Source organism: Bacillus sp. FSL E2-8868 (assembly GCF_038005505.1).
Lineage (GTDB): Bacteria > Bacillota > Bacilli > Bacillales > Bacillaceae_G > Bacillus_A > Bacillus_A mycoides.
This window is the reverse complement of sequence record NZ_JBBOTI010000001.1, coordinates 1,976,751-2,002,421: the sequence shown is the minus strand read 5'-3', so window position 1 is coordinate 2,002,421 and position 25,671 is coordinate 1,976,751. Positions and strand designations below refer to the sequence as shown.

The window sequence follows — 25,671 nt, the reverse complement described above, 5'->3', positions numbered from 1 at the left end:
ACATTTTTAATAATTTTAAGCTTTCTATATTAAAAGTAATGCACAATTTCCATACATTACTTTGTACGCATATTAATATAACGTTTAAAACTTAATAGAAATTAAAACAAACATAAAGAAAAGGTAAAGTTTACTAAATTAAATATAAAAATACCCAATAACAAAAGCTTAGCTTTGTTATTGGGTATTAAGTATTTTAGGAGTTAATATTAGAACGTATTGAAATACATCTATCATCACAATTTGATAGCGATTGTTTACTCTGAATTTTCGGCAAGTAAATAGTTACAGTTGTCCCGACACCAACCTCACTCATTATACTTATTGTTCCTTGATGACCTTCAATTATTTTATAACTTAACATCAATCCAATACCGGTACCTTTTTCTTTCGTACTATAGAAAGGTTCACCTAATCTTTTAATTCTTTCTTCAGGTATTCCTATTCCTTCATCTATTACACTAATAATGACACCTTTTTTATGTATTTCTTTTATATGGATTGAAATTTTCCCGCCATCTAGCATTGCTTCAATTGAATTTTGCAAAATATTAATAAATACTTGTTTCAATTGATTTTCTGAGCATTCAATGATTATCTCTTTGGAATCTGTAAATAGTTCAACTTGAATATTTGTCATGATTGCTTTTGTATTAATTAATGATACGACATTTTTAAAAATTTGATAAATATTTTTCTTTTCTGTATTTATTTCATCAGTTTTAGCAATCGACAAAAACTCTTGGAGGATTGCTTCTATTCTTTCTATTTCGGAAAGCATAAGGTCAAAATATTTTTCTTGATCTTCTTTATTAATTTGGAATAACTGTATAAATCCTTTAATTACAGTTAATGGGTTTCTCACTTCATGAGCTACACCGGCTGCTAATTGACCAATTGCCGCAAGTGTATCTGATTTATTTAGCAATTCTTCTGCCTTTTTCCGCTCTGTGATATCGCGTACAATGATCATAATTTTATCTTGTAATAACGGTAAACATCTAGCTTCAAAGAAATCGATACTTCCATTAATTGTTAGAGGATATTCTACAATTACATTCTTTCCTTCTTCTTTCAATTGGCGAATTGCTTCTTGAAATTGCTGTGCTACTGAAGACGGTAATATTTCGTAAAACTTTTTTCCCATAAAAGCTTCTGCGGGCACGTAAAATTTTGTAGGAGATCCTGCTTTATAATCTATAATTGTCCCATCGTCCTCTGTTAAAAAACATAAATCTGGTAAAGCTTTGAAAATTAATTCTAATTCAGAGGTTTGTTGTTTTAATTGCCCTTCTATCGCTTTTAAATGTGTAATATCTACCCCAACAGCCCAGTAACTAAATCCTGTTACAGGAAACTGCTTTGATATATTGGACCACATTATCGTTTTAATTTCTCCATTTTTACATGTTAAACGCATTTCCCAATCTCTAAAATTTTTTCCACGAGTCAAAAATTTATTTTGTATTTGATGGCGATAATTATGGTCAGGATACAGTAATTGAAGAGCGTTTGGATTCCCAATTATTTCTTCAGCAGTATAACCTGTTACAATCTCGCATTCTCGATTCCACAAAACAAAATCTCCATTATAGTCAAGCGCATCAACCATAACAGGCATGTTTTGTAAAATCGTATGTAGTTCTTCCTCTTTTCGAGAAAGTAACGATGTATTTTTACTTTGAACTGCTTTTTTCACCCCAGTTATAATGAGGTTAGAAAGCATTTCAAAATATTTTTGGCAATTGAAAATTTCGCTTCGTTTGGACCATACAACAAAAGATCCTAAATATTGATTGTATAAGAAAAGGGGGATTTCAATTTTTGGAAGTTTACATACTTTCATTTCATTAATTCCAAATGAAAATATACATTCGTTTTCAGCATCAAGAAGTTGATGTGATATGTTGGTTAATTTATAAAATTGTTCTGCCATGGTTTCTATTGTACTCACATCAATAAGTTCCATTAGCCGCGCATTCATTCCTTTTTCACCTCGATATGTAAAATTTATACAAATCCAAAATTCATACTTCTTCATTATACGAAGAAAGTGCCCCTAGGTATATAGCTGTAGAATAATTATTCAAACAAATTCTATTTTTCAATTAAAAACAGAAAATAATATGGGATTGTTACGCGCTGCTAGTAGCAGTATAAAAATAAAATAACCGTAAAATTCACAAAAATTTCACAACTCTCATGAAAAATATAAACATTTATTCCAATATATTCTATATAATGAGTTGTAATAAGGCTTCTATGAATCTCATAGAATACCTTACCCCTAATAAAAAGAAAAAAAGAATCTATTTGGATTCTTTTTTTCTTTTTTTATTACATTACATATTTATATAAAGCATGTGCGACACCATGTTCTTCATTTGTTAACGTTTCGTATTGACACATCACTTTTATTTCTTCAACTGCATTTCCCATTGCAATTGATATATTTGCTTTCTCCATCATGGAAACATCATTTAGACCATCACCTATTGCTACAGTATTTTCAACTGGAATATTAAGATGTTCTGCTAAAGTATATAATCCATTTCCTTTTTGAGCATCTCGATGATTAATCTCTAAATTATGCCAATAGGAAGATGTAATAGCTAAATCCGTATTATGCAGAAATGTTTCTTTTAATTTTTTTAATTTCTCTATGTCATAAGAAAACGGTAAAAGTTTATGCACATGTATATCCATTTCTACAATTGGTTTACAACTTTCTGTACTATGAAATGCTGTATGCTCAAGATATAATGCAGCAATCGTTTCTAACTCTTTCAAGTTGAAATTTTCTTTTGAATTCTTTACATACTCGATTTCATTTCGTACACTCTCTACTCCATAATCTGGTACATACACACCTTTATTAGTATAAAGTTGATAATACAAATCATTCTCTTCAAGATATTCTATAATCTCTAGTGCTTGCGTATTTTGAATTGGGTATCTCTTCATCATCTTTTTATCTGTATAAATAAGTGCACCATTTTCAGCAATAATCGGACATTCTAAATTCACTTCTAACAATAGTCGTTCAATATCCACAATAGAACGTCCTGTACAAATTGCTACAACATGGCCAGCTTCTTGACATTTTCGAATTGCTTCTGCATTCTCTTTACTAATCATTTTATTCCCTGAAAGAAGAGTTCCATCTAAATCAATTGCGATTAATTTCATTATTTCTTCACCACTTTCTATAAATACACGAGTTTTTATGAAATATAAGGTATCGTTTTCATACGAATCTCGTGAAGTACTCCTTATTTATAGTTTATGAAAAGCGTTTCAGGTCAAGAAATAATTAAAAATAAAATCCAAAGCTGTTCTTTTTAAAGAAAAGCTTTGGATTTTAAGCTATGAATTATAACTAATATATTTTGTCTCACACATGTATACATTTTTTTCTTCTGTTGGGATATATACTTTAAACTTTTCTAAACGTTTTCCGTATATATGAATAGTGATTACGCTTTCATTTTCAGCTATTTCAAGAATATGACAATCAGCTGGTGGAATTACTTTATCGGTTTCGCCTTCTCCCAAATAAAGATTTCCTATGTGTGTTAAATAAGAAAGTGAATTTCCAAGCTGCTTCGTTTGTACAAAGTTCTGCACCATTATCCTTCCTGAAAAAACGCCTTCTACTCCCCATGTGCCATCATGATCATGTAATGGTGTAGATTGTCCATCTTTCCATACGAGAGCTAATACTTCAAAACGTTTTAACGGATCTTCATACAGTAAGTGTCGTGCATATTGAGCCGAATTCACCTTCTGTTTATCTAACGGAAGCCATGTTTTCTTTTCTAAAAGTTCTTCTAGTAATGTTTCAATTTCACACACGATTTGTTCTTCCAATAAATCACCATCTATTAAATCAGTTACAGCTTTAATAAATATTTGAAACGTTTTACTCCCCTCGCACGTTAACATAAGCATCCTCCTCCACTCTTCTTTCACACACTTCCATACTAAATAGACCACTAAAAATTTACAATTGAGAAATAAAAAAACAAGGTACAGTAATTTTGTACCTTGCTGAACGTTTTACCTAGTTTTCAAAAGAATAGGTAAGTATTTTAATGTTTGTTCATTTTCTAATATACATTTTTCTAAATTGAACGATGGAGATAACTCTATTTTTTCAAAGGCATTTATAAAGGTAGTTAATGCAATCTCAGCTTCTAAACGTGCAAGTGGCGCCCCTAAGCAAAAATGAGGACCTTTACCAAAGGTTAAATGCTTTTCATTTCCTATTCTGTGTAAATTAAATTTAGAAGCTTGTAAGAACTTTTTCTCATCTGAATTTGCTGCACTAACCCACGCAACAATCATTTGATCCTTTTTCATAAAAGGTCCAAATATATTTGTGTCCGCAGTAATCCTCCTAGCTAATGTAATGGGAAAGCGATAGCGTAAAACTTCCTCAATCGCTTTTGAAATTAACGTAGGTTCTTTTCTTAACTCTTCATATATTCCAGGTGAATCTACTAAAAAGCAATAAAAGCTGTTAATAATTAAATTTGTAGTTGTTTCATTACCTGCCGCTAATAAACCTAAAGAAAAAGTAACTATTTCTTCATCGGTTAATCTTTCGCCTTCATATTCAGCTCGTATTAAATCTGAAATAATATCGTCGGTTAAATGATATCTTTTCTCTTGGACAATTGGAAGAAGGTATGTTTTAAATTCATTTAACGCAATTCCTTTTTCTACATCCAAATCGTTAAATTTTTCTTTACTATACGGCATAAATAAAATATCAGACCATTCTTTAATTTTTTTACGATCCGTTGTTGGTACTCCTAATAAATCGGATATGACGGTAACAGGTAAAGCTACAGCAAACTCTTCAACGATATTAACTTCACTATATTTTCTGATATGTTGTACAAGTTCATTTGCGATAGCCTGTATTCGAGGTTTCCATTGTTCTAAACTTCTTGGAGTAAATGCTTTAGAAACAATAGAACGTACATTGCGATGTTCTGGTGGATCAGTAGAATTTATATTTATTCTAGTTTCTAAAGGTGGGATTGCGAATTGTCTTCGTTCCCTTCTACTGGAAAATAAGCGATAATCCGATAAAACTCGATTTACATCATCGTATAAAAAAACATTCCATACATCCTGCTCCTCATCATAATGAACCGGATGGTTATCCCTCATAAATTCATACCACTCATACGGATTCCACAATTCTTCTTTTGTTTTCAGCTTTGAAATTTCATGAACTAAAATCACATTTTCAGGCGAAGCCATAGTTCTTTCCTCCCTTTTCTTTTACAATAAAAGTGATAGGTCGGTAGTTCAAAGTTGTATAATCTAACATATGTTATTTTAACATATGTTAAAGGAGATTTTTCATTGGAGAACTTGAGAAATATATAAGGGGGATTTTTATGTACGTTGATATTTTATTGCTTGCAGAATTAACGTCAGGGCCAAAACACGGTTATGAAATAAAGAAGAATATCCAAAATCGGTTAGGTGAGAATTTCGAATTAAATCATAATACACTTTATCCCGCTCTTCGGCGCTTCGAAAATATGGGTGCTATAATGAAAAAAATACATAAACAAGTCGGAAAGCCAAACCGAAATATGTACGATATAACTGAAACAGGAGAAGAAATTTTTTCTGAAATGTTAAGAGAGTTTCCCGAAAAGATTGCGGCAAACAACGCTGAGTTCCTTGTACGTATCGCGCTATTTGAAAAACTTGATTACGAAGCTAGAAAAGAAATTTTAACAATACGCCAAGATGTACTACATAAACAACTTACTGCTATTCAATCTTTAGATGTTACCTCATCTTTTATTACAGAAGTCATTGAATTTAGTAAATCACGTATTGAACATGAATTGCTCTGGATTGCATCACTTATGAAGAAAATATGAAAAAATAAAAAGAAAAGTTAAAAACAATGAATGAAAATGAGATTTATTATCAATACTATAATTAATAAAAGGGCAACCACGATTTGGCTACCCTTCAAAAATTTATACTTCTGGATCAAAAGTTTTGCAATCTGTTTCTTCAGTTGTAGATGCATGTTTACCTTTATGACTTACTACATAAATCGCATCTGCACTACATTTATTGCCGTTAGCCCAAAATTTACAGTTGTTTACTTCACATAAAACGTCTTGTGCCATAGTATCACACCTCCTTGTTCTATTATCATTAACAAAATTCGGAGGTATGATACTCTTTGACATGCATTTTTTATTCCCTTTTTAGTTTTCTTAATGGTTCAATGTCTCCTTGTACAATACCATCTATATTTTCTGTTATTTTTTCAATGTCAAAATGCCACCATTGAATTTGCAATAACTCTTCTACTATTGTATTTGTAAATCGTTCCTTTATTTTATTTGCAGGGTTTCCGCCAACAATTGTATATGGTGCGACGTCTCTAGTCACAACAGATTTTGCTGCAATGATTGCACCATCCCCTATTTTTATTCCAGGCATAATCGTTGTATCCATACCAATCCAAACGTCATTTCCTATAACTGTATCACCTTTGTAAGGTAAATCAGACAAACTAGGTGTATACTTCTCCCACCCATTTCCAAATATATTAAATGGATATGCCGAAAATCCATCCATCCGGTGATTCGCTCCGTTCATAATAAAGGTAACTCCATTTGCAATACAACAAAACTTTCCAATAGTAAGATGATCTCCAAGAAATTCATAATGATGTAATACTCGATCTTCAAATGTTTCTCCATCTTTCGCATCATAATAAGAATAGTCACCAACAAATATATTAGATTTCGTTATTGTATTTTTTATAAAATGAACGTTTTGATTTCCTTCAATAGGGTATTTGACATTTGGATTAGGATTCATGTTGCACAGCACTTCCTTTACCATTCATTTCACTTTCTACTGCTATTACTGGCTTTAAATTGTATATAGGCAAAATAAACAATAATCCAATAACAAATAGTAGAGCCGTCCCCTCATACATCGTACCTAATGAAAACATCTCCTTTAATGAACCAGCTATACTCATCGTTACTACCATTGAACCGGTGAATAGTGGACTTAAAATGCCATTTACTCTACCAATAAAATCCGTATCACTATTTTGTATAATAAGTGTATTTATCCCTATTTGAATACAAGGTAGGGCTAAACCACTGAAAAGTTGTGCTGTAAGTGTCACCCATAAATTTGTAGAGTATCCTATAATACCAATTCCAATTGCCTGACCAAGCATACCTACAATTAACATTTTTTGCGGAGCAACGTTTTTCGCAAATACCATCGCTAGAGCTCCGCCAACAATCATCCCCGCACCATTTACTGTTAGTAACCATTGTAAACTCTCTTTTGATAACCCTAACTGCTCAGTCACAATAAAGATGCCTAGTGGCTGAATTAAACCTATACCTAGTCCTGCTGCCATAAAACAAAACCCTAGCAAAGTTAATGCTTTTTTCTTTTTTACATATTTAATACCATCCAGCATTTCCTGTAACAGCGTAATTTCTTTCTTCTCATTATCATTCTCAAGATCTTTCGGAAGAAATAACAACACAGCTGCTGCAAGTAAAAAAGCGATACCTGTTATGATGATTGAAATATAAATTCCAAAACTATGAAAAATAAATGTTCCAATAATCGGTCCTAACACCATAAAAATCGCAAATATTGTTTGATATATAGACATCGCTAATTGAATGTGTTCCGTTGATAAATGCTGTTTAAACAACTTCATACCGGATGGTTGAGAAAACTGCGAAAGGATTGCCGAAATAAGCGTCACAAAAAACACGATTTTCCACGTTCCAAACATAAGAGTAATTAATACAGCGAATACGGAAATAGAACTTAACGTCTCACACCATATCATTGTCTTCTTTGGCTTCCACCTATCAGCAAAAGTTCCACCAATGAATGAGAAAATAAAAATGGGAGCAAATTCAGCAACCGAAATCATCGAAATAGCAAAAGCATCACCTTTCGTCATTTCCATAACATAAAGTAATACCGCAAAGTTACGAACCCAAATTCCAACTTGTAAAAATAATGCTGATGCTAGAATCCCTTGCACAAATCGATTTTTTAATACTTGTGATACTCCATGATTTTGTTTCGTTTCTGCAGTCGTCGACATAAAAAAGCCTCCTATTTCGTGTTCTGAACAGGAGGCAGCACAAATCATATGAAAAGACTATATATTCGCAGTGCGAAACACATCCCTTTTCTATACATGCACATACTAATCCTATTCAGAAGAATATTTCGTTTTTTAACGAAGATCTCTTACAAATAGAATTAGTTGATCATTGGGATGTTTTCACCCTTCCGTTTCGAATTTAAATAACACATACATACTCTATGTTAATCATTTGTCGTGTATGCATGTCTCAATATAACTATTCTAAAAAGACAATGGTAATTCCTCTAAAGAACGCATTAAATAATTGCCTTGCCAATTAATTTTTTCACGCTCACCTTTTATTTGTAACGATGGCATTCTTTTAAACAGAGCAGTAATAGCAATCTTTGCTTCCAACCTAGCAAGTGGAGCTCCTAAACAGAAATGGCTACCATGTCCAAAAGCAATGTGACGGTTATTCTCACGCATAATATCAAATACTTCTGGGTTTTCAAATACTGTTTCATCACGGTTTGCTGAAGCTAATGCGATAATAACCATATCTCCTTTTTGGATTGTTTGGTCATGAATTTGAAACGGCTCAGCCGCCCATCTTGCAGTCGTCACCTCAACTGGAGAATAATAACGCAATCCTTCCTCAATAGCTGAATCAATTAATTCCGGATTTTCTTTTAATAACTGTAATTGCTTCGGATTTTCAAGAAGTGCTAATACCGTATTTGTTATTAAATTCACTGTCGTCTCGTGTCCGGCTACAATTAATAACATGATCATTGAATATAGCTCTCGAGCACTAAGTTTATGCCCTTCATTTTCTGCAAGTATTAACGCACTAACCAAATCTTCTTTTGGATTTTTTCGTTTTACATCAACTATATATTGGAGATATGTAATAAACTCAGATAGTTGTTTTTCGGTTTCTTTTATTTCTTCAGGTGTTTCTGGCGATGCAATGACAGCATGAGACCAAATTCTAAATTTCGCTTGATCCTCTTTTGGAATTCCAAGCATCTCACTTATTACAATAATCGGTAATGGGAATGAATAATCATCCACAAGATTTAATGTACCTTTTCGCTCTATTTCACTTATTAAATCATCCGCTATTCTCTGAATTCTTCCGTCTAATTGTGAAATCATCTTCGGTGTAAAAGCTTTTTGAACTAAAGATCGTAAACGACTGTGGTTAGGTGGGTCCGAGTTTAACATGTGCGTTGTTAAATGATCACTATTGTCAACGGAAAGATGCATGTTCTTTGTATCTTGAGGAAACACATTTGCCTGATCTTTTTTTAAGCGATTATCTTTTAAAAGCGGCAGAGCATCTTCATATCTTGTAATGAGCCATTCTTTACCGATTTCAATTTGATTTACAAATAATATAGGCTGTACTTTTCTCGATTCTTTATAAATTTCATAAGCATCTTCTTTAAACTGAGCAGAAGCTAAATTAATGCCATCCTCTATTTTTCGGCCAACCTTATTTTTTATTGACATTACATTCCCTCACTCTCAATTATTTGTGTAAATCAACCTAACATTTGAATTATACTTCAATAAAAACTAGAAAATTGTAAATTTTTAATTAAAATCTTACTTCGTATATTGAAAAATAAAAAAGTGAGAGAGTAAAATTATTCTACTCTCTCACTTCCTATTATGCGAAGCACATAAAATTACTAATTTGTTGATATCGATAACTTACTTTACGACGACGACCACCTTGCCAAGTGTAACCTGAAACCCCGCTTCTTCTTACCTCGGTTGGAAAGAACCATAAATCTCTTCCGAAAGGACCAGGTCGATGTAAACGTAAATAGCCCCATCTTCCTAGACAGTTACACATCCAAGATTTCATATTGCCTGCTTGTGCTGGAGAAGCAAATGTGGACGGTAACGACGGAGCTTGTGACGGTGGTGGTGACGTTGGAGCATCTTCCGCATCATCTGGTCTATAGTCTTCTTGTTCAATATCTCTCACTTCATTTGTAGATTCATAACCGTAGTTTTGTGGATTATAATACATCTCTTGATCATATGGATAGTTTTGTTGGTTATACATAATAACCCATCACCTTCTTTTCATTTGTTTCTTTTAACATTCATATGTGATACGCCATTCATAGGAAGCTTATGTATAGCCTAAATTCATCTAAAAAAAGCTCGTATTTTTAAATACGAGCTTTTTTATAAACAAAATATATTTTTTATTTTATTAACTTCACACTATAAAAACGCATTTGATCTAACGAACCTTCATATTCAAATACTTCTTGCTTAATTAATTCTTTCAAGCGATATTCCAAAAACGTATCCCCAACCAATTGATCCGCAAGTCCAAGTGCTTCACCTATTACTCTCGGAGCTTTATGAAATTCTTTATCTGCTCCTACATTTTTCGCACACTCAATAATGAATTGATCAAAATAATCTTCTTGTACAGAATGCACTTCATCGTCTTTCCAAACTCTTAAAAACTCCGTGCTTTGCGATAATCTATCCCACTCATGTGCAAACTTCATTCGCTTCTCTTCAGGTAAATACGGAAATTCCACAAAACTTTTTTTGAATAGTGCTAAACTTTCAGGAGATAATTCTCCAGTTCCACGAATATCATAATCTTGTTTTAATATTTCTCTACTCGCTTCAGAAGTATTCAGAACACGAATATCTTTCTTATCTTTTAATTGCGCAATTGCAAAACAAAGCCCTACATGCTCATGGGCATTATCCGCCTTCCAAATGGTAATCGGTGTTTCATTCGGAATTGAATGTAGCTCTTCTAAAGTCTCCTTAAATCTTGGTAAATACTCTTCTTCAAAATAACAATCATAAGAAGTTAAGTTATTTAATAACCACTGTGTCCTTGCTAATTGACCTTCATTCGTATGTAATTGATGTATGGGACCAATTGAAAAGAATTCAGAGTATGAAACTACACTCTCCTCGTGTAATCCTTCTTGTTTCAACATATATTTTAAACATCCGGCTGTTGAATCATCAAAGGCAATATGAATGTGTGTGCTTTCTTCTAAATTTTTTTCCTGAGTTGTATGACTCGTCAATTGCTTAGGGATACTCGTTAAATTTTTTATCATATCTTCGCTATAATTCCCGTCTAATACATCTAACTGTATTAGAATACTTTGAAGTAAATGTTTTGCTTCATCTTCATACATATCCTCTACAACATTTTTAATTTTATCTATCATACAAATCCCTCTATTCATTTCTAAAATAACGTAGATTATAGTGTATCATTTTAGCCCAGATGTTTAAAAGTCTTTTTAAAATCAAATCGTTTATTACACAGATTGCTGCAGCCATCTAAGTTTTTAACAAAAGCTTTCTCTATGTTCCTCTCAATCTATAGATCTATAATATTTTTTTCTTCCTCCTTATTTATCTCCCAAAATCACATTAGTTGCTAAATAATTTTTAAACACTTTGTAAATCTTTTTATTTAAATGTATAATTATATAGAAAATAAAAAATACAGGAGCAATATTAATGGCGAAAGTACTTACTAATTATAAACATTATTTAAAAAATTGGAGATTTATATTTATTTGTATATTACCTGCTGTCGCTTTATTGTATACATTCGATGTCATCTTTGAACTACTGTGTCACCAAAATTTCTATTTGTCTAATTTAATTATTGCTATCATATTAATCTTAATATTTATTAACATTAAAGAAAACTATAATTGAAACGAAACCGTTGTGAAGCTACATTTTTCATAAAAAATTAGAGCACCCTGCTATTGGATGCCCTAATGTGATTAGAGGTTTTTTCTGAGTATTTAGTAGGACACGAAGATCTTGTCCTATTACATACTATATGCTTGTACTTATTACATTGTGCACTAGAAAGCACAATGTCTAGATGCCAAATAGATACATACACATTGGAGTAACTAACACGCTAGAAAAGACCTTTCTATATCCATTCATTCTTAATAGCCTACATTATTACTAATAAAATTTTCTCATACTTTCATTGTACAATTGCTTTATTTATAAACAAAAAACATCCCCATGGATGTTTTTTATCTAATTACCTTTAAACTTCCATAAATTTAGCAGGTACACCAATTTTTTCAACTACAGAAGATATATTAGTAGGGTTAATCATTACATTTTCAATACAAACTAATTTATTTTCTAATAATCCATTCTCTGTAGTAATAAACTCTTCAAATCGTTCTAAAGTCATTGAGAATTTGTGCTCACTTCCACCATTCATACTGACTTTTACATACTTCATAGTGTCACCGCCTCTCTTAATTATCTATAATTCGCTAAAAATACGCTTACATCCTTTTATTAAAACGTGGATTTATCACTTTTATCACTTCCCACTACACGTTTGAAATGATTTTGAGAAAAAAGCTACTAAACACCACCTGTTCTTTTCATTAAAATTTCAATAGAATGTTTCTAGAATTATATATCTTTGGAAAAGATTATATAATAGTACTGATTAAATATTAGGAGTGTTATTAATGGTTGATATAATCCGACTCTTAATCATCATACTTATCGCATTTTTTTTATTTTCATCAATTATTATGGAGTTTAAAAAACCTCACAAAAGTATGTTTTGGTTCTCAATTGAAGTCTTGTTTCTGCTAGGAATCGTACTTTTAATGAAAGAATTTTTCATCAAACTTTCCGCATAAGCCCTTACCTTAAGTAAAACATAATATTCCATCAATAACGCAGGATAAATTATGATTGTTATTTTTTTCACTGAAGTTAATAATTTAACTTCCGATAGTTATTTTTTATTTATAACTACTTTATAAGCTTCTGCTAATTACTCTTTTTCGTATATTATCATGAAGACTAGAGCAAGCATGCCTTGTCATATATTAGATAAGGGATGTGATAACATTGGGTAACGATAACAATCAATTTATTTTTCATGTAGTACAAAGTTCGGCAATTAAAAGATTTATAATTATCGATATAATTGCTGGAACAGGAATTTATTGGACCGTAAATTTCATTTCTTCAAATGCATTACTCGCAATTATTAGTTGTTTTTTGGGGACAAAAAAAATGAAAAAAATGCATCATTCATAGAAGCAATAACTAAATCCCAATTCAATTCTTTCAAATTTGTTGCCTTTACTCTTCTTGAAGTGAGAAAGCAATTTTTCACAGTTGGCTAATTCATCCGACTTTCTGGCAGACAATACTTTTGATTGTCTGCTTTTTGTATGAGATTTTTCGTTTGACATATACTACTTTTGAACCTGTATACCAATACAAGCCATTTTGGTGTTTGGGATTTCCCTTCCTGGGATAAGTATTTTTGAACTTATCCCTTTTTTGTATAGGTATGTATATTTGGGATAAAACTAATTACAAGCAGATTTTCTGTTTATTCGTAGTTCTTAACCAAAAGACTTTTCTCCTTTAAAGGACAGTAGGTACGACTGCTTGTCCTTTTTTATTAATATTTCACACACCATTTTTTGCCCCCTTCTAAGCATTCTATTACAGCTCCCAAATAGCCAATGTTTATAGTCATACAAAATAAGCAGTTGCTGATACTTTCCTTTTTGAGTTACACAACACAATAAAAATGTGTAATTATAGATTTGAATCCATGTCCCTCCTATCTCAAAAGCTCTCCTAAGTAACTAAAAAAACACCTTAAGTGGGTGTCCTTTTTTCTTTATGTAAGAGAACATACAGATAACATTAATCCTCCAAATGTCACTGTTCCTAGTAACCCCAATACAACTCCTGTTAAACAAACACAATCAGCAAGACAAATTGAAGATTGCGATAATGGAACAAATGACCTACTTGTGCTCGATCCATAATATTTTATTTTTTCATAATTTATATCCAACATGAAATGTAGACATGATACACAACCCTCAATAGTTTGAAGAGATTCATTTTCTAACCGCTCCAATAACTTGTTATTTAAATCAAATGGTAGAGGGTACTGCTTATCTAATCATCTCTGTTGCCGTATAAATCCCTAGTTTAGTTTGTAATAAAGTATTAAAATAATGCTGGTTATATGTTCACGTTATTATTGCTAATAAGAAGGATAAAGATAAAAATGTACAAAGTGGTACATATAAAACAGTATCCATTCTAGCAAACTGCGTATCTTTTTTTCGTTTAAAGATACCAAAATAATGAAACTCACCAATTACTCTTATGAAAAAAACAACCATACAAACCCAGGATCCCATTTGAACAAAAACATTGGGAAGTGCGGAATGAACAATATTTGCTTGTTGTAATAAAATCATTGCTGCCATACTTAATAATAACGCAATGAACAATGTCATTCCTGTACCTGGTGTAAACGCCTTTTCTCCAGCTCTAGTTGGAATGACACTATTTGTCGCCCACTTACCTCCGAAAGCCCAATAAACATGTAAAAAACTAACTAAGAATAATATGCAAACAGAAATATATGTAATAATAAGCATTTTGTCCTCCCATTATTTTATTTAAATCCTTACCTTTAAAATATGCTATGAATCCTTCATACGCAACCTATATTTAATTACATAAAAAACCCCCTTAATGATTTATCAATTTTACGATAAATCATTAAGAGGTTAGTGAAATTTATTATGCATTATACTTATTTTTTCGACGTTCCATCCTAGTTTGTCCTCGAACAGTACTTTCTTTATATTGACCTATTTGCTCTGCCATTTCATATGTTACAACTGGTTCTTCGTTATTACGCTCATGCATTATTTCTGGCGTTTTACGTTTAGAACCTTTTCCACCAAACTTAAATAATTTCATCTTAAATTTCGGTAATCTTGGAAAGCGGATCTTAAATGATAGCCTTTTACGTTTCTTTTTTTGTTTAAATAGATTTGTATTTTCTTTATTAGTGTCTTTCTCTTTACGGTGTAATAACATCGCAAGTAATCCACCTAATATAAGTCCTCCAACTAAAAGGAGAATATATAAGTAATGGCTTGTCATTAAATTCATCATACGCTCAAGTATGACTAACGACTGGATTTCTTTTATATCCCATAGTAACGCGGCCCATAATGAGAATAAGCCCAAAGTAAGCCCGTATGTACGAAACCGGAATAAACACGGAATTAACGCAATGCAAGCGGCGATTTTCGCGTTCGCTATTATTGAACTTATTGAAATATCCTGATTCCAAATAACTAACAGTAATGTTATAAATGGTGCATATGCTATCCAGCTACATATACGTGAATATATCTTTTTCGCAAAGTAACTACCGAAACTAGTAAAAAATAAAAGTCCTCCAATATATAAAGATTGTTCAAGAGGGATTTGCTTTAACATTCCTGCAATTGGAAAGAGGCCGCTCAGTAGCATTAATAATACATCTAATTTCTTCACAATTCCCCATTCCTTTCAAATTTTCTTTTCAATTAATAAAAATCGCTTTTCCATATGATGTAGTTTTTGTATTTCTAAAAAACATCTTAATCCTGTATGTAAATAAAGTAAATACGTAAAAGAAAAGATACATGACAAAGGATAGCCTTATTTACATGAAAAAATGACAAATCCTACTCATTATTACTAGCAGGATTTGTACACTATTATTTATATTAATATCAATGTATCTTCTTTTTCTAAAATTATTACATCTTCATCTAATTCGTCATTGAATTCTTTAAACTCCCTTGAATCAATATCGGTAGTATAATTTTTAATTAATTTAGCCATATGCATTACATACGTATTATGAATATTTTGTTCTGAGAGCAAAGTTGATTTACTGCACATGTAATGTATCATTTTGGCGATTTCTTCTCTCTCTTCAGATTTTACACCAAGCGGGATAACTTCGAGTATGTACTGCTGTACTATCTCATTACAATCTAATTCGTATGCAGCCGTGCTATAGTAAATTCCCATTTGATCTACAAATAATCTCGTTTCATTCATAACATGTTCTTGGTCTCTAACAATATAGTTCGGTACATCTGAGTTAGTATTAATTCTAATTATGTTTATATCCTCTTTTAAATTTGAGATTATTTCAGGTGAAACCCCAATATTAACGCTTTTATTTTGCAATTCCTCTATCCAATATTTCCTCATATTGGCATCTACAATAAAATAAACTTCTTTATTTTGTTTATGTGCATCTTGTGAAATTTCAACTAATGTTTCTGACATAAATTGTTTAAAACTGACTCCTATATCATTCCTTTTTGATGGTTGTGGTAAAAACACTTTATTATTACCTATATTTAATAAAGTATGATCAATTGTGCCCCATTCTTCTTGACCATATAATTTATATAATATTTCTCTCCCATTTATTTTTGAAAAAATAGGTAAGAAATCATATTTAGACATTTTCTCAATTGATAAATTTACAATTACCCCCGGTAATTTTATCTTATTCCAACTACACTTTAAGAACCCCTTTTGTTCTAACAAACTAAGAATGGCATTAATAATTTCTTTTTTAGATACACTTTGTCCGATAAATAAATTAATAAATGCTGAAATACGTTCCGTTTGAGCGAATCCTTCCCGAATAATTTGCTTTGGATTAATTTTTTCGCGACCATCACAATTTTTTATTGCAATCAATGCTAATTTCATTTCATTTTGCTCACCTGCCGTAGCATGTACAGCTTTTACGACATCGTCTACTAGTTTCTTTTTGTTTTTATGGCTATATTGCATTCTATATGGATTTTGTAACAATTTCCCAATGTTATATCTTACTATTTTTAACAACACCGGATTGTCTGCATTTAATACATAGGAGGAATCTCCGTTTTGAGCTAAAACTATTTTGCTATCTAATAACGCTTGTTCTATCTCTATTACTATATCATCTGACCATACTTCTAACGTAATTGATTCTAATCCCTTTGGGGCAAATAAAGGTAATAACTCATTCTCATTATTAGTTAATACATTTTTACATTCTGGAAGTAATGTGAAATATGGGCATATTCGTTGGAATTCATTAAAAAGTTCCTCTTTTTCTCTTACTTTTATACCAAATTTTATTTTTGTTCCTTGAACTTTATATATATTTTCGTTATATGGAAGAAGCACTCTTATCTTTGTTCCTCTAATATACTCTTTCGGACATTGGAGAATGTTCTCTAATTTAACTTCTCCCCCTATCCTATAATCATCTTTTAAATTTCTAAAACGTTTAATCCACTTTATTCCTTTTACAGCTTGTTGTACTTTTAACTTTACAAATCTTTGCTTTTTATTATTTGATTCAAATTCAGGAGTTGAAATCAGTATTTGGCTCCGCTTTCGCCCTAAAAGTATAGGGATATCTTTATGATTATATTGTTGATAAAACCTCCTAATCCCTACAGATACTTTTAATAGCGGAATATTCTCACCTCCACGAGTTACGTATTCAAACCGATATACATAAGAGAAATAATCATGTGTTTCTTCATCTTTAATTGGCTCAGACATCGCTTCAGAAACATGTTGTGATCGCAGTGGTGAAAAATATATTTCTTCCTCATTTTTATTTTTCAAATGTAAAGGCTGTTCGCAAAAAATATGAGTAATTAGAGCTGGTACCCATTTAGAAAACGTTTTTTTATCATGTAATGCTGGCAAATTACTAATTAAATCATACTGCCATTCTAAATGTGGTGGATCTATTAATTTATTAGGTTTCCAATCATGAATAACCTCATACCAGCTTTGGAAAATATAGTCTAACTGTTCTTGTTTCATTGGTTCTTTTGCTACAATCCAGGGCGTATCTTCCTTTAATATATATGGATTATGCTGAATGAATAATATATCAGAAAACATTTCATACAATCTTTCATTTACAAGTTTTAATTTGCTCGTTAATAAAAATGTTCTATAATGTATCTCTACAATCTCAAGCCATTCAATAGGAAAATAAATATACGATACTTTCTCATTATAGAGGGGTTCTACTATATTTTTAAATGCTAATAACTGTAATTTTTCCATATTATTAATACTTCCTCTCTTAATTTATATTGATCATGAATAATACTAGAAAAGATACCAATTTTTTAAGCATTAACGAATCAAATTTTAACCAAGCACATTAAAGGAAATAGCTAAATTACATTTGATTATACGAATAAAACATTATTAAAATAAAACATTATTAAAATCAAATTAATATAAAGTAACTATTAACATATAACTACCTCCTTATGGGACTTCATATTATAAAATCATTATAATAAATTATTATATTTTTCATCTATGATTTACAAAAAAATTACAGAAACTAAATATAATAAAAGGTATCGCCTCTTTATATAGCGATACCCTTTATACACTCTTAATTAAATAACACCTTTAACTTCTTCATTCACCGGCCATTTTTCTAATGTATATGCCATTTCCCAAAATGAATATTCATATTGACTACTAAAAATAAAATGTTGTCTCATACGATTACGGTCTGCCTCTGTTACTTTTTCAGCAATCGTATCTAATCGTGTGATTTGCTCTTCTACTAGAGTACGGAACCAATCAGATCCATATGCAGAAATCCATTCTTGATAAATTGGCTCTTCTGGTTGACATTCTTTTAACCGTTCACCGATTTCATAATATAACCAATAACAAGGTAAAATAGCCGCAATAATATCTCCTAAATGCCCTTCATAAGCTGCACGATACATATGAGATGTATATGCATATGCAGTTGGCGCAGGAATAAAATTATCTTTTTCTTCTTTTGTAATCCCTAATTTCTTTGCGAAATTCTCATGTAATGATAACTCAGCTTCATACGTATTTTGTGCATGGTGTGCCATACGAGCTGTCGTTTCTAATTCAAGAGCCTTTGCAGCACCTAACGTTTGTACTCTAGCAAAATGACTCAAATAATAAGAATCTTGAAGCACATAATATCGAAAACTAGCTAAATCTAATGTTCCTTCGCCTAGTTTTTTTACAAAAGGATGGTTAAAACTTGCTTCCCAAATTGAATCTACTTCTTTACGTAATGATTGTGAAAAAGTCATTTAAATCCCTCCAAATAATGTAAAAAATATACGTATTTATCCACAATTATTAAAGCTGTAAAATAAAAAAACTTTCTTTACAGGCGTAAAGAAAGTGAAATTGACAGTATTTATTCGTTAAATAGCAACGTCTTTCCCACTTCCCTACGCTGGCATTAACCAGATCAGGTACTAAGAGTCTCAAAATTTCATCTGATCTCAGCCTATAAAAGGCCCCCCTAGTGGATAAATATTTAGTTGTCGTATTGTAATTATCATAGCATAATTCGTGGAACTGTCAAAAGAATTAATTATATAACTACCTTAAAAACCTTCTTCTTTCCTTACCTTTAATGAAGTTTCAATTATCATATCTAATAGTTTGCTATAATTAATTCCCGCTGCTTCCGCACTTTTTGGCAGTAAACTTGATTGTGTCATCCCTGGTAATGTATTAACTTCCATTACATATGGAATTCCTTCCTTCACCATCATATCAACCCTTGCATAAACACTACATTTTAATGCTTTATAACAAGCCAGTGACGCTTTATTTACACGTTCCTTTATTTCAGCTGGAAGTTCGATAACTTCTTCAACTGTACTAGTATCATCATATTTTGCATTGTAGTCAAAGAACACAGCAGCATGTCGAATCGAAATGATAGGTAACTGTTGCCCATCAAAAATTGAACATGTAATCTCGTCACCTTTTATATACTTCTCAATTACTACTTCAGAATCCCATTCGAATACAGTTTCTAGCATAGAGATTAATTCATTTTTATCATAGACAATCTTAACTCCAACACTTGAGCCGCCAGAGTTTGGTTTTACCACTAACGGAAAGCCTAATTTATCTAACTCCTCAAGCTTTAGATCCTCCATTTTTGTAAGTTCAATCCAATCTGGTGTTTCTACTCCTTCATAACGCAAAATCTTTTTCGAAATATTTTTATCCATACATATACCGCTAGATAACATATTGCTGCCGCTATATGGAATACCTAAACTCTCAAGCGTCCCTTGAACCGTACCATCTTCTCCGTATTTTCCGTGTAATGCTAGCAATGCAAAATCAATGTCTTTCGCTTTTTCAATTAAATCCATTTTTTCATTTAACGTAATTGGAACAATTTCATATTTACTCTTATCTAAATGTGCAATCATTTCATTCCCAGTCATAATTGATACTTGTTTTTCAGAGGATACTCCTCCCATAATAACGCCAATTCTCATTTTCTCAACTCCAAGTTTCATTTTTTAAAGTTTCACCAATTATTTGAATCCCGCTAACAATTTCCTGTTCTTTCAAACGTGAAAATCCTAATCGGAATGTGTTCGCTCCTCCTCCATCAGAGTAAAAAACATCTCCAGGAGAAAATGTAACTCCTTTCTCATAACACTTTTGTAAAAGTGTGCGGGCTTGAATTTTTTCTTCCAACTCTATAAACAAATGAAGTCCACCGTCTCCAGTCATTCTTTTAAACGGAATGTACTGATTACACGCCCCAACAGCTAACTCATATTTTTTCTTATAAACAGATCTTGCTTTTTTTAAATATTTTTCAAAATATCCTTCATGTAAATATTGAAACAGAACAGCTTGATCTAACGTAGATGTGTGAATGGTTCTGGCTCTTTTAACACTTTCTAAATAATGTATCAGTTCTTTATCTGCAATGATCCAACCTACACGTAAACCAGGGAAAAGTACCTTTGAAAAGCTACTAATATAAATCACATTATTACCAGCCCCTGCAAAAGTTAATAATGGCGATAAATGTGAACCCGAATAACGTAATTCTTCATTAAACCCATCCTCTATAATAGGGATCTTGTATTTTGAAAATAACCTCATCAATTCCGTTCTTTTCTCCGAACTCGTAACAATACCAGTTGGATTATGATAAGAAGGGATTAAATACGCGAAATCAAAATCCTTTTCACGCAAACTTTTTTCTACTTCATCCGTATCAATACCATCATCATTCATATTAATTCCATGAACTTCAAGTCCATGTAAACGAAAAAGCTTCAATGCAGCATGGTGAGTTGGGTTCTCACAAATAACACGCCCTGATTTCTTCGATAAAGAAGATAGCACAATATCTAATCCTTCTGTAAATCCATTTGTAATTAGAATATCTTTGTTCGAAATATCTACACCTTTCATTTCCATGTAATGAAGTAAATAATTCATTAACGGTCTATAACCTTTTGCATATCCGTAGTTCAATACGATATCCCCTTCAATGGACATACGAGTAAGAAAAGCTCTTTTGAAATTTTCAACATCAAATAGCTTTTCGTCCGGGGCTATACTATTAAAAACAATCATTCCTTTTTCCCAGCGAACTCCATGCTTCATTAAGTCTAATTCATCCGCTAATGTGGTAACTGTATTAAGTTTATTTTTCCAATCTATTTCAACAGACGAGGTGTTACTTATATCCACCTTCGCAACGAAATTTCCTTTTCCTTTAACTGCATAAATGAGTCCTTCTTGTTCTAAATCCGCATATGCAGAGAGTACTGTATTTCTGCTCACTGATAATAATTCACTCAGTTCCCTTGTTGATGGGATTTTTTGGTCCCCCAACAAATGCCCTTTCATAATCATCTTTTTTAAATAATCCTTTAATTGAATATAAACGGGACGATCTTTTACAACTTTAAAATCTTTAAACAATTTCTTACCCCCTGCAATTATTTTTGCATATTTATTTCATTCTCAAAAGGTCCACTACATATGTATTTTTTATTAATAGCGGTATGGTTATAAAGCCTATAAATCATTTCGATATAAATTGATTACATCTTTTAAAGCAGCTGCTGCAGCTCCGCGTGGATTAGAAGCTCCACCAATTGTAGTGACTTGTCCCATTGTATCTGTAAAGAACGTAATTCCTTTTTCCGTGCCATTTATATTTGCTAACGGATGTTCTTTCTCTAAATTACAAGGTTGTACACTAAGGTTTACTTTTCCATTATCATCTTTATATGCTGATGCAATTAATTTAATTGATTTATTTTGTTCCTTTGCATTTTGAATTTGTTGCGTTGTAACGTGCTCTATTCCGTTTATTTTTATATCTTTGAGTGAATAATCGTTTCCCATTAAACGATTCGTCAAAAGTAATAATTTACAAGCGCTATCCATCCCGCTTATATCTAATAACGGGTTAGTCTCCGCAATTCCTTTATTTTGTGCTTCTTGCAATGCTTCTTCAAACGTCTTATATTCTTCATGCATCTTTGTAAGAATATAATTTGTTGTCCCGTTCAATATTCCTTCTATTTTTTCAATATGGCAACCTGCTAAACTTAGTTGTCCAATGTCTAATGTCGGTAACGCAGCGGCAGTTGCACCGCTATATCGAATGCGTGAGCCTGAAATACGTGCTGCCGTATTCAGTTCACTCCAAGCTGTAACAAGTGCACCTTTTGAAATAGCTACTATATCCATTTGATTTTCAATAGCTTGTTTCATATACTGTTTCCCTGGATTTCCATTTTTAAGATTTGTAGCAGTTGATTCAACCAATACAGTACCATTTATATTAATCGTTCCGCGTTCCTCTGGATAATGTTCGATATATTTTTCAATTGCAGCAGAACCATCACCATACGTCAATAAATCATTAATCTGCAAACCTTTTCCGTTATGTATTGCAATATTTCTTCCTATCACTCCACTAACAACTAAGTCAATTCCATATGTTTCATTTATATATAAATATTTTTCGTTTAATAATTTAATAAATTCTTTACCAACTGTCCCATACCCCGATAATACAACTTGAATTTTCATAAGATCACCCCATGTTTTTTTTTGCCAAATCCCTCTTTCAATATAATATAAAGCGCCCTCGAATTCCATCGAGAGCGCTTTATTATTATCTATTTCGGTAACCGTGATAATTTTTCTGCAATTGTTCTATAAAACTCTTGAATATTAGAAAAACCTAACGTGTCTGAAACGCTTAATCCTACCATATCAAGATGGTCCCAATTTGCTTTCGTTTCGATATGATTCCATTTTCCAACCTGTAAAGACTCATTATCATTTGCAGCAATATTAGATGAAGGTGCAATCATAGAATTTGTATTTACTACACCGTCATTTTGCCACCAAGAAGTATCTATTAATGTTCGATTCTCTTCATATCTTGCATAGGAACCTAAGAAAAATGCATTACCCATTAACACTTTATTCATCGTTATATGAGGTAAATGTAAACCTGTTATTGGTGCTGCTTGCGATGCATGTCCACTATAGGATAAGTAATATACATCCGATTGCGTCTTTACCCAATTATTTAACTCCTTTGCTCCATCAGTACTTAAATCCCATTGACTTATATCTTTTGTATTTTCCCAAATTGAACTATTTAAAATACGATCAGTATATTGGAAAAAGGACTCTCCAGTATTCTTTTTTATACCCCATTGATCCAATTTAAAATCATATAATGATAAATTATTGTTTCCACCTAAACTTGCAGCTGTAATGAGTAAATCTTTAACGAACGGCAACAGAAGACTTCCGTCCGCGAGTGTTGTACCGTTATGAGGAGTTGCTAAAGTTGTAACACTATGAACATACGATTTGCCACCTTCAAATAGTGGTGATATCTTTGTATTCGGATGATTTTTCACATAATCTTTTTCTTCATAACTTCCTTCTTTTAATAACTGCACTAATGTTCTTGTCGTTTGTCCACCCATGCTATGCCCAACTAAATGAATTTTATTTGTTTCACTCCAATTCGGTGCAAATCCACTATAAGTTCTACCAAAACGATTATGTCCATGTTTCTCAGCATGTGCCGCACCGTAGTCTACTATTCCACCGTTAATTTGCGCATATAATTCACATGCACGATCCCAGTTACTAGAAACTGGTCCAACAGCTGCAGTATGTACTGTATAACCATTTCTTTTTAAATCTTCTTGTATATCATGAACACCACCCCAATATTTTACCCCTAGCATTTCCTCTCTACCCCATCCAGCAAATCCATTCACTAAAATGATAGGATAATTATTTTGTTGTCTCTCTTCAGCGTATGTTGTTTTCGCTGCGAATGAACAAACAGTCACTAATGCGAAAAAACATACTTTTAAAAATAATTTCCCCACACTTTCTCCCCCTCAATAAAACGTTTACATTTATCTTTGAAAAAAAACACAAAATTAGTTTGCAACTTAAACATAATGTAAAGTATTTTATATACGTTGTATATATAGAAAACATAAACAAATGTTGATAAATATTAATTCAAGTGAGGAATTACTTTTTACAATATAACTTGTAAATCTAGTTATTTGAATTTATAATTAGATTTAGTTTCCTCATGTTAAATAGCTTTAATAATTATAAGAAAACTAATTTTATTACTTAAGGAGGAGGAAAAGGCATGCAAATCGGATTAAATATTCATACGTTATCTCAACCTACTAAAATAACTCCATCTAATCTTGAGCATAATACTATCTCTTCTACTAAACTTGAAGATAAAAAATCAAATGATCCCATCAAATTTGATATTCGTTCATCTGAAAAAGAAATGAAACAACCTGAGCATAAATTTAACGAATTAGATTTATGGAAGATGTTAAAAGATAAAGGTGTTCCTTTATGGATGATACTTGAAATGCTACAAAGGTCTCGTAAGGAAAAAGAATCTCAAAATAATTCAGTTCAAAATTCAAATGCGATTGAAGAACCGAGCGAGACGCGATTAAATGAAGTAATGTAAACTATGTTATCTAAATGGTCTAAAATAAAAAAGAGTTCAAGGCTGATAAAATCCCTATCAACCTTGAACCCTTTTTTATGATTTTTCTCCAATCGTGACAAATTGAACTGATACTTCTTCCTCAAAATCTCTAATTAACTTTCTTACTTTTACATCTTCATTAGTCAATATATTATCTGTCGACATTTTAGGTTTTTCGTCACCTAAAGATTTTTTCAGATGAAGAAGTTGCATTTTTGTTTCATTTGCCTGTATTTCTTTATATACACTATTGCTCGCCACAATTACATACCATAGTGTTCCATAATTTCGATTATTACCAAGCCAAGCATCACTATCATATGTAACTGGTATCACTTTTCCTTCTATTTCAATACTTTTTATATTCTTTTCTTCTTCATTTATAAATAATAGTGAACTTTCTTTTGGAAAATTCGGTAACGTATCTAAAGGTTTAGAATGAGATGAATGATCTCTTTTACGAAAAATTTTTGCTTTAATCATCGCTTTTGCAGTAGATTCATTTAATATCAAAACCCTTTTTTGGTCAAATCTACCTGTTTTCACCGAAAAAACTTCAAGTTCTTTCGTATTTTCCTTATAACGATTCATAATTGTTGAAGTATGATTCTCATCTCCAATGATTAATACGCCGTTAGCTGGAAATCTGTTTTCATTTTTAGAGCATGCACTTAAACTTATTAAAATTAATATACTTAATATGAAAATAGAGAGTGTTTTTTTCATCACAGTTCCTTTCATAACTCAA

At 31.7% G+C, this 25,671-nt stretch carries 24 protein-coding genes, 1 pseudogene and 1 riboswitch; of the genes and pseudogenes, 4 read left to right on the top strand and 21 right to left on the bottom strand.

Annotated features, from left to right (window positions below; translation table 11 throughout):
* Positions 1-196: 196 nt before the first annotated feature.
* The 4 genes from NSS74_RS10520 to NSS74_RS10505 all read right to left on the bottom strand — a co-directional run bounded on the left by NSS74_RS10520 (position 197) and on the right by NSS74_RS10505 (position 5,274).
* The gene (locus tag NSS74_RS10520; protein ID WP_002141995.1) at positions 197-1,984 is read right to left on the bottom strand and encodes an ATP-binding protein; all 1,788 of its coding nucleotides are present in this window, start codon (positions 1,982-1,984) and stop codon (positions 197-199) included.
* Between the two features lie 353 nt (positions 1,985-2,337).
* Entirely contained in the window at positions 2,338-3,189 is an 852-nt protein-coding gene (locus tag NSS74_RS10515; protein ID WP_002065648.1) for a Cof-type HAD-IIB family hydrolase, read from the bottom strand.
* A gap of 177 nt (positions 3,190-3,366) precedes the next feature.
* Entirely contained in the window at positions 3,367-3,945 is a 579-nt protein-coding gene (locus NSS74_RS10510; RefSeq protein WP_340813514.1) for a cysteine dioxygenase family protein, read from the bottom strand.
* Between the two features lie 114 nt (positions 3,946-4,059).
* Complete coding sequence (locus NSS74_RS10505; protein ID WP_002165690.1) at positions 4,060-5,274, bottom strand: cytochrome P450; 1,215 nt, start codon at positions 5,272-5,274, stop codon at positions 4,060-4,062.
* A 140-nt stretch (positions 5,275-5,414) separates the two neighbouring features.
* Between NSS74_RS10505 and NSS74_RS10500 the strand changes: the two genes are divergently transcribed.
* Positions 5,415-5,912, top strand: coding sequence for a PadR family transcriptional regulator (locus NSS74_RS10500; protein ID WP_002141998.1), 498 nt, complete (start codon positions 5,415-5,417; stop codon positions 5,910-5,912).
* Between the two features lie 102 nt (positions 5,913-6,014).
* Here NSS74_RS10500 and NSS74_RS10495 read toward each other — a convergent pair whose 3' ends face one another.
* The 6 genes from NSS74_RS10495 to NSS74_RS10470 all read right to left on the bottom strand — a co-directional run bounded on the left by NSS74_RS10495 (position 6,015) and on the right by NSS74_RS10470 (position 11,364).
* Positions 6,015-6,170 carry a DUF1540 domain-containing protein gene (locus NSS74_RS10495; protein ID WP_000046089.1) on the bottom strand — a complete coding sequence of 52 codons (156 nt, stop codon included), beginning with the start codon at positions 6,168-6,170 and terminating at the stop codon, positions 6,015-6,017.
* Positions 6,171-6,240: 70 nt separating this feature from the next.
* Positions 6,241-6,873 carry a Vat family streptogramin A O-acetyltransferase gene (locus NSS74_RS10490; RefSeq protein ID WP_078203303.1) on the bottom strand — a complete coding sequence of 211 codons (633 nt, stop codon included), beginning with the start codon at positions 6,871-6,873 and terminating at the stop codon, positions 6,241-6,243.
* A complete protein-coding gene (locus NSS74_RS10485; protein WP_340813513.1) occupies positions 6,863-8,146 on the bottom strand; it encodes an MFS transporter in 1,284 nt (427 codons plus the stop codon). Before NSS74_RS10485 ends, NSS74_RS10490 begins: the two co-directional genes overlap by 11 nt.
* A 267-nt stretch (positions 8,147-8,413) precedes the next feature.
* A complete protein-coding gene (locus tag NSS74_RS10480; protein WP_061675033.1) occupies positions 8,414-9,649 on the bottom strand; it encodes a cytochrome P450 family protein in 1,236 nt (411 codons plus the stop codon).
* 160 nt (positions 9,650-9,809) lie between these two features.
* Positions 9,810-10,214, bottom strand: a complete 405-nt coding sequence (locus tag NSS74_RS10475; RefSeq protein ID WP_002032464.1) for a hypothetical protein — start codon at positions 10,212-10,214, stop codon at positions 9,810-9,812.
* Between the two features lie 145 nt (positions 10,215-10,359).
* Positions 10,360-11,364 (bottom strand): DUF1835 domain-containing protein, encoded by a 1,005-nt coding sequence (locus NSS74_RS10470; RefSeq protein ID WP_061690123.1) that lies wholly within the window; start codon positions 11,362-11,364, stop codon positions 10,360-10,362.
* Between the two features lie 298 nt (positions 11,365-11,662).
* Between NSS74_RS10470 and NSS74_RS10465 the strand changes: the two genes are divergently transcribed.
* Positions 11,663-11,866, top strand: coding sequence for a hypothetical protein (locus NSS74_RS10465; RefSeq protein ID WP_002142003.1), 204 nt, complete (start codon positions 11,663-11,665; stop codon positions 11,864-11,866).
* A 352-nt stretch (positions 11,867-12,218) separates the two neighbouring features.
* Here NSS74_RS10465 and NSS74_RS10460 read toward each other — a convergent pair whose 3' ends face one another.
* The gene (locus tag NSS74_RS10460; protein WP_002085220.1) at positions 12,219-12,422 is read right to left on the bottom strand and encodes a hypothetical protein; all 204 of its coding nucleotides are present in this window, start codon (positions 12,420-12,422) and stop codon (positions 12,219-12,221) included.
* A 629-nt stretch (positions 12,423-13,051) separates the two neighbouring features.
* On the opposite strand from NSS74_RS10460, the gene NSS74_RS10455 reads away from it, so the two are divergent.
* Complete coding sequence (locus tag NSS74_RS10455) at positions 13,052-13,243, top strand: hypothetical protein (RefSeq protein ID WP_002070042.1); 192 nt, start codon at positions 13,052-13,054, stop codon at positions 13,241-13,243.
* A 598-nt stretch (positions 13,244-13,841) separates the two neighbouring features.
* Here the strand turns inward: NSS74_RS10455 and NSS74_RS10450 are convergent.
* The 9 genes and pseudogenes from NSS74_RS10450 to NSS74_RS10410 form a co-directional block, all read right to left on the bottom strand.
* Positions 13,842-14,132, bottom strand: a pseudogene (locus NSS74_RS10450) (homoserine dehydrogenase); the annotation flags it as partial.
* A gap of 70 nt (positions 14,133-14,202) precedes the next feature.
* A complete protein-coding gene (locus NSS74_RS10445; protein ID WP_149190574.1) occupies positions 14,203-14,619 on the bottom strand; it encodes a DUF3995 domain-containing protein in 417 nt (138 codons plus the stop codon).
* A 145-nt stretch (positions 14,620-14,764) separates the two neighbouring features.
* The gene (locus tag NSS74_RS10440) at positions 14,765-15,532 is read right to left on the bottom strand and encodes a DUF3959 family protein (protein WP_149190575.1); all 768 of its coding nucleotides are present in this window, start codon (positions 15,530-15,532) and stop codon (positions 14,765-14,767) included.
* A gap of 210 nt (positions 15,533-15,742) precedes the next feature.
* Complete coding sequence (locus NSS74_RS10435) at positions 15,743-18,124, bottom strand: pPIWI_RE module domain-containing protein (RefSeq protein ID WP_340813512.1); 2,382 nt, start codon at positions 18,122-18,124, stop codon at positions 15,743-15,745.
* A 347-nt stretch (positions 18,125-18,471) separates the two neighbouring features.
* Positions 18,472-19,158, bottom strand: coding sequence for a thiaminase II (gene tenA, locus NSS74_RS10430; RefSeq protein ID WP_002032475.1), 687 nt, complete (start codon positions 19,156-19,158; stop codon positions 18,472-18,474).
* Positions 19,159-19,282: 124 nt separating this feature from the next.
* A riboswitch (TPP riboswitch) is annotated at positions 19,283-19,388 on the bottom strand.
* A gap of 73 nt (positions 19,389-19,461) precedes the next feature.
* Positions 19,462-20,376: a D-alanine--D-alanine ligase gene (gene ddlB / locus NSS74_RS10425; RefSeq protein WP_002013134.1), complete on the bottom strand. Its 915-nt coding sequence runs from the start codon at positions 20,374-20,376 to the stop codon at positions 19,462-19,464.
* A gap of 4 nt (positions 20,377-20,380) precedes the next feature.
* Positions 20,381-21,829, bottom strand: a complete 1,449-nt coding sequence (gene pdxR / locus NSS74_RS10420; protein WP_137056957.1) for a MocR-like pyridoxine biosynthesis transcription factor PdxR — start codon at positions 21,827-21,829, stop codon at positions 20,381-20,383.
* A gap of 96 nt (positions 21,830-21,925) precedes the next feature.
* A complete protein-coding gene (locus NSS74_RS10415) occupies positions 21,926-22,951 on the bottom strand; it encodes a homoserine dehydrogenase (RefSeq protein ID WP_012261038.1) in 1,026 nt (341 codons plus the stop codon).
* An 89-nt stretch (positions 22,952-23,040) separates the two neighbouring features.
* Positions 23,041-24,282 (bottom strand): esterase/lipase family protein, encoded by a 1,242-nt coding sequence (locus NSS74_RS10410; protein WP_002085203.1) that lies wholly within the window; start codon positions 24,280-24,282, stop codon positions 23,041-23,043.
* A 278-nt stretch (positions 24,283-24,560) separates the two neighbouring features.
* Between NSS74_RS10410 and NSS74_RS10405 the strand changes: the two genes are divergently transcribed.
* Entirely contained in the window at positions 24,561-24,902 is a 342-nt protein-coding gene (locus NSS74_RS10405; RefSeq protein ID WP_061689489.1) for a DUF3914 domain-containing protein, read from the top strand.
* 75 nt (positions 24,903-24,977) lie between these two features.
* On the opposite strand, the gene NSS74_RS10400 is transcribed toward NSS74_RS10405, so the two are convergent.
* The gene (locus NSS74_RS10400) at positions 24,978-25,649 is read right to left on the bottom strand and encodes a lipoprotein BA_5634 family protein (RefSeq protein ID WP_061689490.1); all 672 of its coding nucleotides are present in this window, start codon (positions 25,647-25,649) and stop codon (positions 24,978-24,980) included.
* Positions 25,650-25,671 lie beyond the last annotated feature (22 nt).